Raw genomic sequence first — 13,127 nt, 5'->3', positions numbered from 1 at the left:
CTCAGGCCTTGACGATGTTCTCGTAGTCGGGCATCCCGTTCCACGTCACCTTGACGTCGCTGACCTCCGGCGACCATCCGAGAACGGCGATGTAGTACCACAGCGGCACAGCGGGCATGTCGCGCAACAGGATTCGCTGTGCGACATTGGCAAGCACGTCCGCCTGCTGCAGGTTAGGCGCCGCCTCGGCGGCCGCTAGGCCGGCGTCGAACTCCCCGCTGGAGTACCCGACGTCGTTGGATCCCGCACCGGTCGCGTACAGCGGGGCGAGGAACTCGATCATCGACGGATAGTCACCGATCCAGCCGGCCCTAAACGCGGTGTCGATGGTGCGGTTGGTGATCTGGGTGCGAAACCCCGCGAAAGTGGGCTGCGGCGCGCCGACGGCATCGATGCCCAGCACATTCTTGATGCTATTGGCCACCGCATCCACCCATTCCTGATGGCCACTGTCGGCGTTGTACGCGATGGCGTAGCGCCCGCTCCACGGCGAGATCGCGTTGGCCTGCGCCCAGAGTTGCCGCGCCCGTTCGGGGTTGAAGTCCAATGCGTCATTACCCGGAATATTCGGGTCGAAACCCGGCAGGGATCGGGCCGTGAAATCGCGGGCCGGGCTGCGGGTGCCGTTGAAGATCTGCTGACAGATCTGCGAGCGGTTGACGGCTGCCGACAGCGCCAGCCGGCGCAGCCGGCCCTCCTCACCCCCGAAATGTGGCAGCCGCAACGGCGTGTCGAGAGATTGGCTGACCGCGACCGGGCCGCTCGCGGCATTCCCGCCCAGGTCGCGCTGGTAGATCGTCAGCGCGCTGGACGGAATCGTGTCCAGGACATCGAGATTGCCGGACAGCAGATCGGCATACGCGGTATCGAGGTTGCCGTAGAACTCGAACCTCAGGCCCTTGTTGTGGGGTTTGCGGTTACCGCGGTAATCGGGGTTAGGCTTCAAGTCGATCTTGACGTTGTGCTCCCAGGCCGGCCCGTCCGGACCGTCGGCCAGCTGGTAGGGGCCGTTCCCGATCGGATTGCGCCCAAATGCCGCCATGTCCCGAAAGGCCTTGTCCGGCAACGGGTAGAACGCCCCGTGACCAAGTCGCAAGGTGAAGTCGACGGTCGGCGCCCGCAACCGCACGGTGAACTCGAGATCGTTGACCACCTGCAGCCCGGACATCGTGGTCGACTTTCCGCCACCCGGGGCGCCGGCGACGTCGTCGAATCCGGCGATGGGACGGAAGAAGTCCTGTTGCAGTTGGGCATTGGTGCTCAGGGCACTGTAGTTCCACGCGTCGACAAACGAATGCGCCGTCACCGGCGACCCGTCGGTGAACTTCCACCCAGGTTTGAGGATGATCCGATAGTTGATGTTGTCGGTGGTCGCGATCGACTGCGCCACCTCCGGCGAGGGTTTGCCGTTGGCGTCGTAGGACACCAATCCGGCGAACAGCCGGTCCAGGATCCGTCCTCCAAGACTGTCATTGGTGCCGGTGGGGATCAGCGGGTTGGGCGGTTCCCCGCCGTTGACGACCACCAGATCGGGGCTCAGGGCGCCGCCGCCGCAGCCGGCCAACGACGCGATGATCAGCACGATGACGGCAGTAAAAACCGGCCAGACCGGCCTGCTCGGCATCCAACGCATGACAGCGACCCTAGGGCCTGCGGTCACGTCGACTGCAAAAGGACCGCCGGCGAAGTGCGTCATCTCACGTCGACAACCCAAGGATTTCGCGATGGGGGTCGCGGTTCTCGCCTCGGGGGGCGCCGCCTAGGTGGCCGGTAGGTAGGTCTAGTGAACGTCGGTGATGGGATGCACCTGCAGTTCGCAGGCATCGATCGTCGCCGGCACGGTGAGCACGATGATCGTGTCGGGTGGGTTGACCCGCAGCTCGGTGTAGTTGGGGCATGCGGTGCCCTTGCCGTCGACCGCCATGCCCTCCACGACGGCCTGCCCCTGTGCGGCCAATGACAACGTGACGGTGGGTGGCACATCGACATTGCTCGGCAAACCACCCAGGTAACCGCGCGGCGTCGGCTTGGCATGAAGATCCGGCCCACCGGAGCCCGTCTCGACCGCGGGATAGCCGGTGAGCGTGCACGGCTCCCCACCACCGGCGAGGCTGAACGTCAGCATTACCGCGCGGTGGCCCATCGCCCCCTCCGTCGGGGAGGCGATCACGGCGACCTGGTCGGACTTGCACGGCACCGCCTGTTCGCCGCTCTCAACCGGAACCGCCCACGACTGCGGGCCCAGCACCGCGGCGACCGTGTAACTCGTTGCGGCCGCGGCAAAGCTAAGGAGCAAACGGCGGGCGCGCCGTCCGCGAGGTTCCAGCACAAAGGTGATTATGCGGTATGACAACCCCGTTTACCCCCGGATTGAAGCGCGCGGGTTCAACTGGCGAGGCTAGGCTCTCAGACGGCTGACGAGCTCGAACCCCGGCCCTCGACACAGGAGAGAAGCCAGTGACCGCCACACACACCGAAGGCCCGTCGTCGTACCCGCCGCCCGCGCAATTCGCCGAGCAGGCCAACGCTGGTGAGGACCTCTACCGCGAAGCCGAGCAGGACCGGCTGGCGTTCTGGGCCAAGCAGGCCGACCGACTGTCGTGGGCAAAGCCGTTCACCGAGGTGCTCGACTGGCAGCCGCCGTACGCCAAATGGTTTTCCGACGGCAAGCTCAACGTCGCGTACAACTGCGTGGACCGCCACGTCGAGGCCGGCCTCGGCGATCGGGTGGCAATTCACTGGGAAGGCGAGCCGGTCGGTGATAGCCGCAGCCTGACCTACTCCGATCTGCAGGCCGAGGTCTGCAAAGCCGCGAACGCGCTGACCGATCTCGGTCTGGTCGCCGGCGACCGAGCCGCCATCTACATGCCGTTGATTCCGGAAGCCGTGATCGCGATGCTGGCCTGCGCGCGGCTCGGCGTCATGCACAGCGTGGTGTTCGGCGGTTTCACCTCGAAGGCCCTGCGGGCCCGGATCGCCGACGCGCAGGCCAAGGTGCTGATCACCAGCGACGGGCAGTTCCGCCGCGGTAAGCCGGCGCCGCTTAAGGACAACGCCGACGAGGCCGTCGCACCCGGACCGGACGGCGAGAGCTCAATCGAGAAAGTGCTCGTGGTGCGGCGCACCGGAATTGACGTGTCCTGGGACGACGACCGCGACGTGTGGTGGCACGAGGTCGTGGATTCCGCGTCGCCAGAACACACTGCGGCGCCCTTCGACGCCGAGCACCCGTTGTTCCTGCTGTACACCTCGGGCACCACGGGCAAGCCCAAGGGCATCGTGCACACCAGCGGCGGCTACCTGACGCAGTGCTGCTACACGGTCCACACCATCTTCGACGTCAAGCCGGAGAGCGACGTGTTCTGGTGCACTGCCGACATCGGCTGGGTCACCGGGCACACCTACGGCGTCTATGGTCCGCTGTCCAACGGCATCACGGAGGTGCTCTACGAGGGCACACCCGATAGCCCCGACCGTAACCGGCATTTCCAGATCATCGAAAAGTACGGCGTCACAATCTATTACACGGCGCCCACCCTGATTCGGACATTCATGAAGTGGGGCCGTGAAATCCCCGACGCCCACAACCTGTCCAGCCTGCGGCTGCTCGGATCGGTCGGCGAGCCGATCAACCCGGAAGCCTGGCGCTGGTACCGCGAAGTGTTCGGCGCGGACACGCTGCCGGTGGTCGACACCTGGTGGCAGACCGAGACAGGCTCGGCGATGATCTCGCCGCTGCCCGGAATCGCTGCGGCCAAACCGGGTTCGGCGATGACGCCGCTGCCGGGCATCTCGGCCAAGATCGTCGACGACCACGGCGACCCGCTGCAGCCCGACGCCGACAACGCCAAGAACGTCACCGGATATCTCGTGCTGGACCAGCCGTGGCCGTCGATGCTGCGTGGCATTTGGGGTGATCCCGATCGCTACCGCGACACCTACTGGTCCAAATTCGCCGACAAAGGCTTCTACTTCGCCGGGGACGGCGCGCGTTTCGATCCCGACGGCGCGATCTGGGTGCTGGGCCGCATCGACGACGTGATGAACGTGTCCGGCCACCGGATCTCGACCGCCGAGGTTGAGTCGGCGCTCGTCGGTCACTCCGGCGTCGCCGAGGCGGCGGTGGTCGGGGTCACCGACGACACCACCGGCCAAGCCATTTGCGCGTTCGTCGTCCTATGCACCGGCTACGACGCCCATGACCAGACCATCGACGAGCTGCGTGTCCAGGTGTCCACGGAGATCTCGCCCATCGCGAAGCCGCGGGAAGTCCACGTCGTGCCGGAGCTGCCGAAGACCCGCAGCGGCAAGATCATGCGCAGGCTGCTGCGCGACGTCGCCGAAAATCGCGAGCTCGGTGATACATCGACATTGCTCGATCCGGGTGTGTTCGAGGCGATCCGGGAAGCCAAGTAAGGCCGCAACGCCGAATAGCTCAGGCCGGTATCGGGACGAAGCCCGCACCAGCCCGGTGTTTGGCATTGATGTCGGCCAGCACCGCGTTGAACGACACCACCACCGCCGGGGTGTGTAGTGGGATGTACTTGACAACACAGGTCGGCAGGCTGTCACTGAACGCGCCGTGGATCATCCCCACCAGCAGGTTGTCAACGGTCACCGGCCCCCCGGAGTCACCGGGCCGGCCACAGACCTGCATCACGATCGTGCCCGGATCCTGGCCGGGCCCCCAGGTGACGCCGCATGAATTCCCGGTGGTACGGCCCTGCTTGCAGGCGATCTGACCGAACACCGGCTCCGGACCGACGCCGTCGATCACAAAGCCGTTGTAGTTGGCCACCGGCACTACCTTGGCCCGATCAAATTTGATCACCGCGTAGTCCAGGGCGTCGTTGCCCGCAACCATCGTTCCGAGTACGCCTCTGCCTTCGGCTGCCTCGGCGGCGACCTGAGCGCCCGGGCCACCACAGTGCGCGGAGGTGAACCCGATTAGGTCACCGGCGGCATCGCCGCCGATGGTCGTCAGGGTGCACATTGTGTCTCCGTTGATGACGATGCCCGCACCGCCACCCATCGGGACCCGGTCGTCGGCCGCCGCGACGTTTGCGGGCAATCCCGGCAGCAGCAGCAGGAGCACCACCACCAGCATCGCCACAAAGCACCGATGTGCCGTCTGCAATGCGCAACTCCCGTCACTGGCCGGAGAACAGGTGCGCCAGTCTAAATGATCACCCCAGCACCCCTCTCGCTGTGCGAATAGCGGTTTCGGGCATTTGACCGCGACCGTAGGTCGCCGGGCCTCGCGGTCGTCGGCTGGCCTCGTCTGGCATCGCAACGCATGGCAACATAAACCGCGACGACAGCGAACCGAGAGGACCGTCTGTGAGCAAAGTGGATCGCAAAAATGGTGTGCCGAGCACGCTGACCACGATTCCGTTGGCCGACCCGCATGCCAGCCACGGCGAGCCATCGATCGGTGACCTGATCAAAGACGCGACGATTCAGGCATCAACCCTGGTGCGTGCCGAGGTCGAGCTGGCCCGAGCCGAAATCGTCCGCGACGTAAAGAAGGGCCTCACCGGCAGCGTCTTTTTCATCGCTGCTCTGGTGGTGCTGTTCTACTCCACCTTCTTTTTCTTCTTCTTCATTGCCGAGCTCCTCGACACCTGGCTGTGGCGCTGGGTGGCCTTCCTGATCGTCTTCGCGATCATGGTTGTCGTCGGGGCCGTGCTGGCGCTGTTCGGCTATTTGAAGGTGCGGCGCATCCGTGGGCCACGCGAGACCATCGAATCGGTCAAGGAGACGCGCACCGCGCTCACCCCGGGCCATGAGAAGGCTGCCGACGCGACCAAGCAGCTCACCGATGCGCCCGGTAAGCACGCCAAGACCGCGGACGCCAACCCCACCGACCCCTCAGGTTGGTAGATGGCAGTACCAGATCCGTCGGTAGTCCGCATCGACGGACCGTGGCGCCATTTGGACGTGCACGCCAACGGCATTCGATTCCACGTCGTCGAGGCGTTACCGACCGGCGCGGGCGTACCGGCTGCGGCCGCGGCACGACCCCTGGTGATGCTGCTGCATGGTTTCGGTTCGTTTTGGTGGTCCTGGCGTCATCAGCTACGCGGGCTGACCGATGCCCGAGTGGTCGCGGTCGACCTGCGCGGCTATGGCGGCAGTGACAAGCCGCCCCGCGGTTACGACGGCTGGACGCTCGCCGGTGATACGGCCGGACTCATTCGCGCGCTTGGGCATTCGTCGGCGACGTTGGTCGGCCATGCCGACGGCGGTTTGTCGTGCTGGACTACCGCGCTGCTGCATTCACGGCTGGTGCGCGCCATTGCCCTGATCAGCTCGCCGCACCCGGCCGCGTTGCGGCGATCGACATTGACGCGCCGCGATCAGGGCTCCGCGCTGCTGCCGACGCTGCTGCGCTATCAACTCCCGGTTTGGCCCGAGCGCCTGCTGACCCGCGACAACGGCGCGGAGATCGAACGGCTCGTCAGCAGCCGCAGCTCCGCTAAATGGGTTGCCTCCGAGGACTTCTCGCAGACAATTGGCTACCTGCGCACAGCCATCCAGATTCCCGGAGCCGCGCACTGTGCACTGGAGTATCAGCGCTGGGCGGTGCGCAGCCAGCTGCGCGACGAAGGACGGCGATTCATGAAATCGATGTCCCGACAACTCGGCGTGCCACTACTACACCTGCGCGGCGACGCCGATCCCTACGTGCTGGCCGACCCGGTCGACCACAGTCAGCGCTACGCGACGCAGGGTCGCTACGTATCCATCACCGGCACAGGGCATTACAGCCACGAAGAAGCCCCCGCAGAAATCAACAAACATCTGATGAGATTTTTCGAGCAGGTGCACTGACGCCGGATCAGCTGACGCAGTTCCCGGTCGCCACCTGTTGAGTGTCACCGATCTTGGCCATCTGACTCGCGACCTCACCCGCCGTCAAGACAAATCCGGTGTCGGGATCGTCGACGGCGGCGCCGAACACCACACCGAGTACGTGACCGCTCAGATCGATCAATGGTCCACCCGAATTACCTTGCTCCACATTGGCTCTGATGGTGTAGACGTCGCGGGTGACCGGCGCCGGGTCCCGGTAGATGTCGGGGCCACTGAGCTTGATGGCCTCACGAATCCTGGCCGGGGTCGCAGTAAAGTTGCCCCCGCCCGGATAGCCCAGAACCACCACGTTGGCACCGGTTTTGGCTTCCGATTCGCTAAACGCCAGTGGTGGCGGCGGCAAGTTCGGGATGGCAAGAATCGCGATGTCGACCGACGGGTCATAAGACACCACGGTGGCGTCCAACGGATTACCGCTGGCGTAGATCTGGACGCTGCTGGACCCGGCCACCACGTGCGCATTGGTCATCACCCGATCGGGTGCGATCACGAATCCCGTGCCCTCCAATACTTTTTGGCAGCTTGGTGCCAGGCTGCGCACCTTGACGACGCTGGGTGCCGCGGCCGTCACCACCGGATTGGTGGCCAGCGCGGGATCCGGTGATTCGACAGGGATCACCGGGGTACGGCTGAACGGCTCCAGCACCGCGGGCAGGCCCGAGGTATTCAGCAGTGCCGAAAGGCGTTTGGGGACCGTCTTCAGCCATGGGGGTGCGATGTCGTTGACCTCGGCGAGCACCCGGGAACCGCGGACCGCGGCCGCTAGCTCGGGTTGGTCCTTGGATTGGGTGAGCGGTGTTGCCAGCAGCCACGCGGCCGTCAGCACCACGACGAGCTGCACCCCCACCCCGATGACCGAATCGACGGTTCTGATTGTGCGACTGTGGATTGCGCCGCGAACCGCGCGTCCCAGCACCACGCCGGCGACCTCACCGACGACGACGAGCGCAAGAATGAGAAACAGCGCGCCGAACAGCTTGGCGCGCGGCGCGGTGATATGACTGACGATGTGGGGCGCCAGCAACACACCAGCGATCGCGCCCAGCAGCACGCCGATAAACGAGAACAGGGAACCCACCGCGCCCGAACGCCAGCCGGAGATGGCCGCGATGAAGGCCACGGCGAGAACGGCGATATCCAGCCACTGGGACGGGGTCATCGAGTTCATCGGGTGCCGCCCTGCCTACCGACCAGAACCATCGCGTCGTCGAGTTCACGTACGTCGTTGGTGTCCCAGGGCTTTGCCCAGCCGGCGACATCGAGCACCGCAGAGATCACCTGGCCCGTGAAGCCCCAAACCAACATCTGGTTCAGCAGAAACGCCGGGCCGGCCCAACGGTTGCCGAGGTCGCCACGGTAGACCATCAGCCGGTTGTCGGGATTGATGAACGCGCGCACCGGAACCCGCGACACGATCGCCGTTTCGGCCTCGTTGACCACGGCGACAGGTCCGGGATCGGGCGAGTAGGCCAGCACCGGAACGACATGGAACTGCGACGGAGCGATGAACGTCTTTTCCATCGTGACCAGAGGGTGCAGCCGGGTGACATCGATCCCGGTCTCCTCGTGGGCTTCTCGCAGTGCGGTGTCCACCGGTCCGTGATCTTCGGCGTCGGATGCACCGCCGGGAAACGCCGCCTGGCCCGCATGGTGTCGCAGCGACGAAGCCCGCACGGTAAGCAGCAGGTCAGCGTCGTCGGGCACACCGCCGTCGGCCGGTCCGGACTCGGGACCCGAAAACAGAACCAGCACAGCGGCCTCGCGGTCGTCGCGGTGGGCGGATGCTGTCCTCGCCGCGGTCACCATCGCCAACACGTCGGCCGGCAGCCGGCGCCGGTAGGCGTCTGGCATCTGACCCACGTTGTCCAGCAATGGACGCAACCAGGATGGGCAGACGTCGGGCGTGAGGGGAACCGTCCCCGGTGCGCGGGCGGCACCCCCAGCACTCACCGGCGCCTCCTTGTCGGGTCCACCTGCCCAGCTGAGTTTCGGGCCGCCGAACTCGGTCATGCCTCGTTTCCGACCGCGGCCGCGATCTCGTCGGCAGTCACGAAATCCCGCAGCAGCGTCTGGGCAACGCTACCGTCCGGCCGTAGCACCACCGTCGCGGGCACCACATTTGCGACCTTGAGTGCTGCAGCGATCAGCCGCCGTCCATCCTGCAAGGTCGGGAGGCGAACACCCAGCTCCGCCAACCGCAACAACGCGGCGGTCTCATTCTCGTCTTGATGCACGGTCACCACCACGACGTCGGATCCGACGCGTCGCTGATATTCAGCCATCGCGGGCAGTTCGGCCGCGCACGGCGCGCACCAATACGCCCACAGATTGATGACCACCCGGCGTCCGCCCAGGGCCCGAGCGACGTCGACCGTGGATCCGTCGCCGGCGCAGTCGACCAGCACCGTCTGCAAGGCCGCCGGACCGGGAGCATTACCCGGCGCAGGGCACGGCAGCAGGTTCGCCCGTGCCCGCGGACCGGCCAGCGCGGCCGGTGTGTCGGCGTCGCGATGTTCGCGATCGGGCGACGGCCGGCCCGCCGTGGTCGTCGTGGACTCGTCGCGCAACTGGGCGACCAGCGCGGCCGTCAGCGCCACCACCACCGCCAAGATCGCGATGGTCCAGCGAGTTCTCGAGGTCAACGTCGCGGCCGTATTACAGCCCGACCAGGGAGAGCAGATGCTCGGCTTCGGGGCCCTGCACCAGCGGCGCCGCCAGCGCCGGTTCGGTAGGGCCGAGGCCGAACGACGGGCAGTCTTTCGCGAGCACGCAGACGCCACACGCCGGTTTGCGCGCGTGGCACACCCGGCGGCCGTGGAAGATCACTCGATGGCTCAGCAGGGTCCATTCCTTGCGTTCGACCAGTTCACCGACCGCGTGCTCGATCTTGACCGGGTCCTTCTCCTCGGTCCAGCGCCATCTGGCCACCAGCCGCTGGAAATGGGTGTCGACGGTGATCCCGGGAATGTCGAACGCGTTCCCGAGGACGACGTTGGCGGTTTTGCGCCCGACCCCGGGCAGCGTCACCAGCTCGTCCATGGTCGAGGGCACCTCGCCGCCGAACCGCTCGACCAGGGCTCGACCCAAGCCGATCAGCGAGCTCGCCTTGTTGCGGAAGAAGCCAGTGGGACGGATGAGGTTTTCTAGCTCGTCGCGATCGGCTTTTGCATAATCGACCGCCGATTTGTATCGCGCGAATAATGCCGGCGTTGTCAGGTTCACCCGTTTGTCGGTGCTTTGCGCTGAAAGAACGGTGGCCACCGTCAGTTCCAGCGCCGAAGAGAAGTCCAGCTCGCAATGTGCGTCTGGAAACGCTTGTGCCAGTGTGCGATTCATCCGGCGCGCGCGACGCACCAAACCAGCTCGAGTTTCGGAAGACCAGCGCCGGGCAAGTCCGGAATCAGGCGCGGCGGGCGTTGATTTCGCACGCCCAGACGGCCTTGCCACTGTCACCTACGACAGAGTACTGATTTCGTGATCTCGCTGAGACCTTGGGCATGTTTACTCTCCTTGTGTTGTGGTTGCTGGTCGCCTGCGTACCGGGGCTGTTGATGCTCGCTGCGCTCGGCCTCGGTCGGCTCGAAAAGGAACTCGCCCGTGAGTCGATCGCGGCGACCGACGTCGACGAGTTCCTGGATCAGGCGCAGGCCATGGATATGCACACGCTGGCCCGCGAAGGGATGCCGGAGGCGCTGGAATATCTGCATCGCCGTCAGGCCCAGCAGCTCGCGCTTTCCCCACCGCCCAGCGGCCGGCATCGCGCCGAATCGCTGCTCGCGACCGCTTTCACCGAGCCCCCGGCTCGTGCTGTACCCATGCGAATACACGCGCATTCAGGCGCAAATCCGCAATTTGAGGCGACTAGACACGTCAATCGTGTGTAGCGTTGGCACGTTGGCCTACCTCTAGACTCGTCACACGGGCGAGGCAGGCACCCAATATCACTTCGTTGGAAAGTTGAAGAGGGCAAAGTGGACGAGATCCTGGCAAGGGCAGGAATCTTCCAAGGGGTTGAACCCGGCGCAGTCACCGCGCTGACCAAGCAATTACAACCCGTCGACTTCCCGCGTGGACACACCGTTTTCGCGGAGGGGGAGCCAGGCGATCGGCTATACATCATCGTCTCGGGGAAGGTCAAGATCGGTCGCAGGTCACCCGATGGCCGGGAGAATCTGCTGACGATCATGGGGCCGTCGGACATGTTCGGCGAATTGTCGATCTTCGACCCGGGACCCCGGACTTCGAGCGCCACCACGATCACCGAGGTGCGCGCGGTATCGATGGACCGTGACGCGCTGCGGGCGTGGATCGCCGATCGTCCCGAGATCGCCGAGCAACTCCTTCGGGTGTTGGCTCGACGGCTCCGTCGCACCAACAACAACCTGGCGGACCTGATCTTCACTGACGTGCCCGGCCGAGTGGCCAAGCAGCTGCTGCAGCTCGCACAGCGTTTCGGCACCCAGGAAGGTGGTGCGATGCGGGTCACCCACGACCTGACACAGGAGGAGATCGCCCAGCTGGTGGGCGCTTCCCGGGAGACGGTCAACAAGGCGCTCGCCGATTTCGCCCACCGCGGCTGGATCCGCCTGGAGGGCAAGAGCGTGCTGATCTCGGACTCCGAGAGGCTGGCTCGCCGAGCAAGGTAGTTCGCCGAGCCGGTGAATTTGCGGGCCGCTACTCGAACTTTGTCTGCGAAAACTCAGTCTCGACGCAGGCTCACTCCTGCTGCAGATAGTCCAATTGCGCCTGCACGGACCACTCGGCCGCGTCCCAAAGCTTCTCGTCGACGTCGACATAAACGTGTTCGACGACCTGGCGAGCGGTCGCGTCGCCACCGAGCTCCCGCAGCGCGGCTCTTACCTGGTCCAGGCGCTCGTGGCGGTGCGTCAGGTAACCCGTCGCGACGGATTCCAGGTCGGCCAGGTCGGGCCCGTGTCCGGGCAACACGGTGCGCCGGCCCAGACCCCGTAGTCGTCGCAGCGATTCCAGGTAATCGGTCAGGCTGCCGTCTTCGTTGTCGATGACGGTGGTGCCGCGGCCGAGCACGCTGTCCGCCGTCAATACCGCGTCTTCGAGCAGAAATGACAGCGAATCGGCGGTGTGACCCGGCGTCGACATCACCTTGATCTTCAGGCCGGCCGCATCGATGACCTCGCCGTCGACCAGCTCACCGCCGAAGCCGCGCAGGAAGCCGCTGCCCGCCGAGCGCACGGTCGCGCCGGTGAGCTCGACCAGCTTGTCGATGCCATCGGTGTGGTCGCCGTGCCGGTGACTGATCAGGACCAGGGCGATGCGGCCCAGCGCGGCGATCCGGGCGATGTGCTCGTCGTCGTCGGGCCCGGGATCCACGATGACCAGCTCGTTGCTGCGGGGACCGCGCAACACCCAGGTGTTGGTGCCGTCCAGCGTCATCAAGCCGGGGTTGTCAGCCAGCAGGACCGAGGCAGTGTCGGTGACCGCCCGCAACCTGCCGTATGCGGGATGGGTCAGCGGCTCAGCGGTCTCGGCCACGGCCGTTAACCGACCTCCACGATCAGCTCTACTTCGACGGGCGCATCCAGTGGCAGCTCGGATACACCCACTGCCGAGCGCGCGTGCGCACCTTGGTCGCCGAATACCTCAGCGAGCAGGTCGGACGCGCCGTTGACGACGCCAGGCTGGCCGTTGAAGCCGGGAGTGGAGGCGACGAAGCCGACAACCTTGACCACCCGGGTCACCGCGTCGATGCTCACCAGCGAGTTCACCGCAGCCAGCGCGTTGAGCGCACAGGTCCGCGCCATCGCCTTGGCGTCTTCGGGGCTCACGTCGGCACCGACCTTGCCGGTGCCCGCTAGCTTGCCGTCCGCTATCGGCAGCTGGCCCGAGGTGTAGACCAGATTGCCGGTCCGCACCGCGGGAACGTAAGAGGCCAGCGGCGCAACCAATTCCGGAAGCGTGACACCGAGTTGCCCGAGCCGGGCCGAAGCTTTCATCCGCTCGAGTCCTCTTTACTTGGGGCGCTTCAGGTAGGCGACGTGTTGCTCGCCGGTGGGTCCGGGCAGCACGGCCACCAGCTCCCACCCGTCGGCGCCCCATTGGTCGAGGATCTGTTTGGTGGCGTGCGTCAACAGCGGAACCGTGGCGTATTCCCATAGGGTCGGTTGGCTCATGACGCGAGCTTATCGGTCGGTCTTGGACGGCAAATGGGCTGCCCGGTAGACCGCAATCAAACGTAGCTACCCGATTTGCGGGGGGCCCGAAGGGCTCGGGCT

The 13,127-nt window shown here is 65.6% G+C and carries 15 protein-coding genes; 5 read left to right on the top strand and 10 right to left on the bottom strand.

The genetic code is table 11. The features are described 5' to 3' along the window. Window position 1: 1 nt before the first annotated feature. Both DB708_RS01985 and DB708_RS01980 read right to left on the bottom strand, forming a co-directional pair. Window positions 2-1,624, bottom strand: coding sequence for a peptide ABC transporter substrate-binding protein (locus DB708_RS01985; RefSeq protein ID WP_108920544.1), 1,623 nt, complete (start codon window positions 1,622-1,624; stop codon window positions 2-4). Window positions 1,625-1,780: 156 nt separating this feature from the next. After that, the gene (locus DB708_RS01980; RefSeq protein WP_409347550.1) at window positions 1,781-2,326 is read right to left on the bottom strand and encodes a DUF4232 domain-containing protein; all 546 of its coding nucleotides are present in this window, start codon (window positions 2,324-2,326) and stop codon (window positions 1,781-1,783) included. 131 nt (window positions 2,327-2,457) lie between these two features. On the opposite strand from DB708_RS01980, the gene acs reads away from it, so the two are divergent. After that, a complete protein-coding gene (gene acs / locus DB708_RS01975; protein ID WP_108920260.1) occupies window positions 2,458-4,416 on the top strand; it encodes an acetate--CoA ligase in 1,959 nt (652 codons plus the stop codon). A gap of 19 nt (window positions 4,417-4,435) precedes the next feature. Here the strand turns inward: acs and DB708_RS01970 are convergent, their stop codons facing one another. Further along, on the bottom strand, window positions 4,436-5,137 hold the full coding sequence (locus DB708_RS01970) for a chymotrypsin family serine protease (protein WP_108920259.1): 702 nt from the start codon (window positions 5,135-5,137) through the stop codon (window positions 4,436-4,438). A gap of 203 nt (window positions 5,138-5,340) precedes the next feature. Between DB708_RS01970 and DB708_RS01965 the strand changes: the two genes are divergently transcribed. Further along, window positions 5,341-5,883 (top strand): phage holin family protein, encoded by a 543-nt coding sequence (locus DB708_RS01965; protein WP_108920258.1) that lies wholly within the window; start codon window positions 5,341-5,343, stop codon window positions 5,881-5,883. Beyond that, complete coding sequence (locus tag DB708_RS01960) at window positions 5,884-6,834, top strand: alpha/beta fold hydrolase (RefSeq protein ID WP_108920257.1); 951 nt, start codon at window positions 5,884-5,886, stop codon at window positions 6,832-6,834. It abuts the gene before it with no gap. Window positions 6,835-6,841: 7 nt separating this feature from the next. Here the strand turns inward: DB708_RS01960 and marP are convergent, their stop codons facing one another. The 4 genes from marP to nth are packed head-to-tail and all read right to left on the bottom strand — an operon-like array spanning window position 6,842 to window position 10,212. Beyond that, window positions 6,842-8,035 carry an acid resistance serine protease MarP gene (marP, locus tag DB708_RS01955; protein WP_108920543.1) on the bottom strand — a complete coding sequence of 398 codons (1,194 nt, stop codon included), beginning with the start codon at window positions 8,033-8,035 and terminating at the stop codon, window positions 6,842-6,844. A 5-nt stretch (window positions 8,036-8,040) separates the two neighbouring features. After that, window positions 8,041-8,886, bottom strand: coding sequence for an NUDIX hydrolase (locus DB708_RS01950; protein WP_108920256.1), 846 nt, complete (start codon window positions 8,884-8,886; stop codon window positions 8,041-8,043). Continuing rightward, a complete protein-coding gene (locus DB708_RS01945) occupies window positions 8,883-9,518 on the bottom strand; it encodes a TlpA family protein disulfide reductase (protein WP_108920255.1) in 636 nt (211 codons plus the stop codon). Before DB708_RS01945 ends, DB708_RS01950 begins: the two co-directional genes overlap by 4 nt. 13 nt (window positions 9,519-9,531) lie before the next feature. Beyond that, complete coding sequence (gene nth / locus DB708_RS01940; protein WP_108920254.1) at window positions 9,532-10,212, bottom strand: endonuclease III; 681 nt, start codon at window positions 10,210-10,212, stop codon at window positions 9,532-9,534. A 161-nt stretch (window positions 10,213-10,373) separates the two neighbouring features. Between nth and DB708_RS01935 the strand changes: the two genes are divergently transcribed. Continuing rightward, window positions 10,374-10,760: a hypothetical protein gene (locus DB708_RS01935; protein WP_108920253.1), complete on the top strand. Its 387-nt coding sequence runs from the start codon at window positions 10,374-10,376 to the stop codon at window positions 10,758-10,760. Window positions 10,761-10,847: 87 nt separating this feature from the next. After that, entirely contained in the window at window positions 10,848-11,522 is a 675-nt protein-coding gene (gene crp, locus DB708_RS01930; protein ID WP_036465140.1) for a cAMP-activated global transcriptional regulator CRP, read from the top strand. 70 nt (window positions 11,523-11,592) lie between these two features. Here the strand turns inward: crp and DB708_RS01925 are convergent, their stop codons facing one another. From DB708_RS01925 to DB708_RS01915, 3 genes are read right to left on the bottom strand one after another with little or no spacing between them, the layout of a single operon-like run. Next, a complete protein-coding gene (locus DB708_RS01925; RefSeq protein WP_108920252.1) occupies window positions 11,593-12,387 on the bottom strand; it encodes an MBL fold metallo-hydrolase in 795 nt (264 codons plus the stop codon). A 5-nt stretch (window positions 12,388-12,392) separates the two neighbouring features. Continuing rightward, the gene (locus DB708_RS01920) at window positions 12,393-12,848 is read right to left on the bottom strand and encodes a RidA family protein (RefSeq protein ID WP_108920251.1); all 456 of its coding nucleotides are present in this window, start codon (window positions 12,846-12,848) and stop codon (window positions 12,393-12,395) included. A gap of 15 nt (window positions 12,849-12,863) precedes the next feature. Further along, window positions 12,864-13,025 (bottom strand): DUF4177 domain-containing protein, encoded by a 162-nt coding sequence (locus tag DB708_RS01915; protein ID WP_108920250.1) that lies wholly within the window; start codon window positions 13,023-13,025, stop codon window positions 12,864-12,866. Window positions 13,026-13,127 lie beyond the last annotated feature (102 nt).

It is taken from the genome of Mycobacterium montefiorense, from assembly GCF_003112775.1.
GTDB classification, from domain to species: domain Bacteria; phylum Actinomycetota; class Actinomycetes; order Mycobacteriales; family Mycobacteriaceae; genus Mycobacterium; species Mycobacterium montefiorense.
Note: the sequence above shows the minus strand (reverse complement) of the source record. Positions and strands in the feature narration are given on the sequence as shown.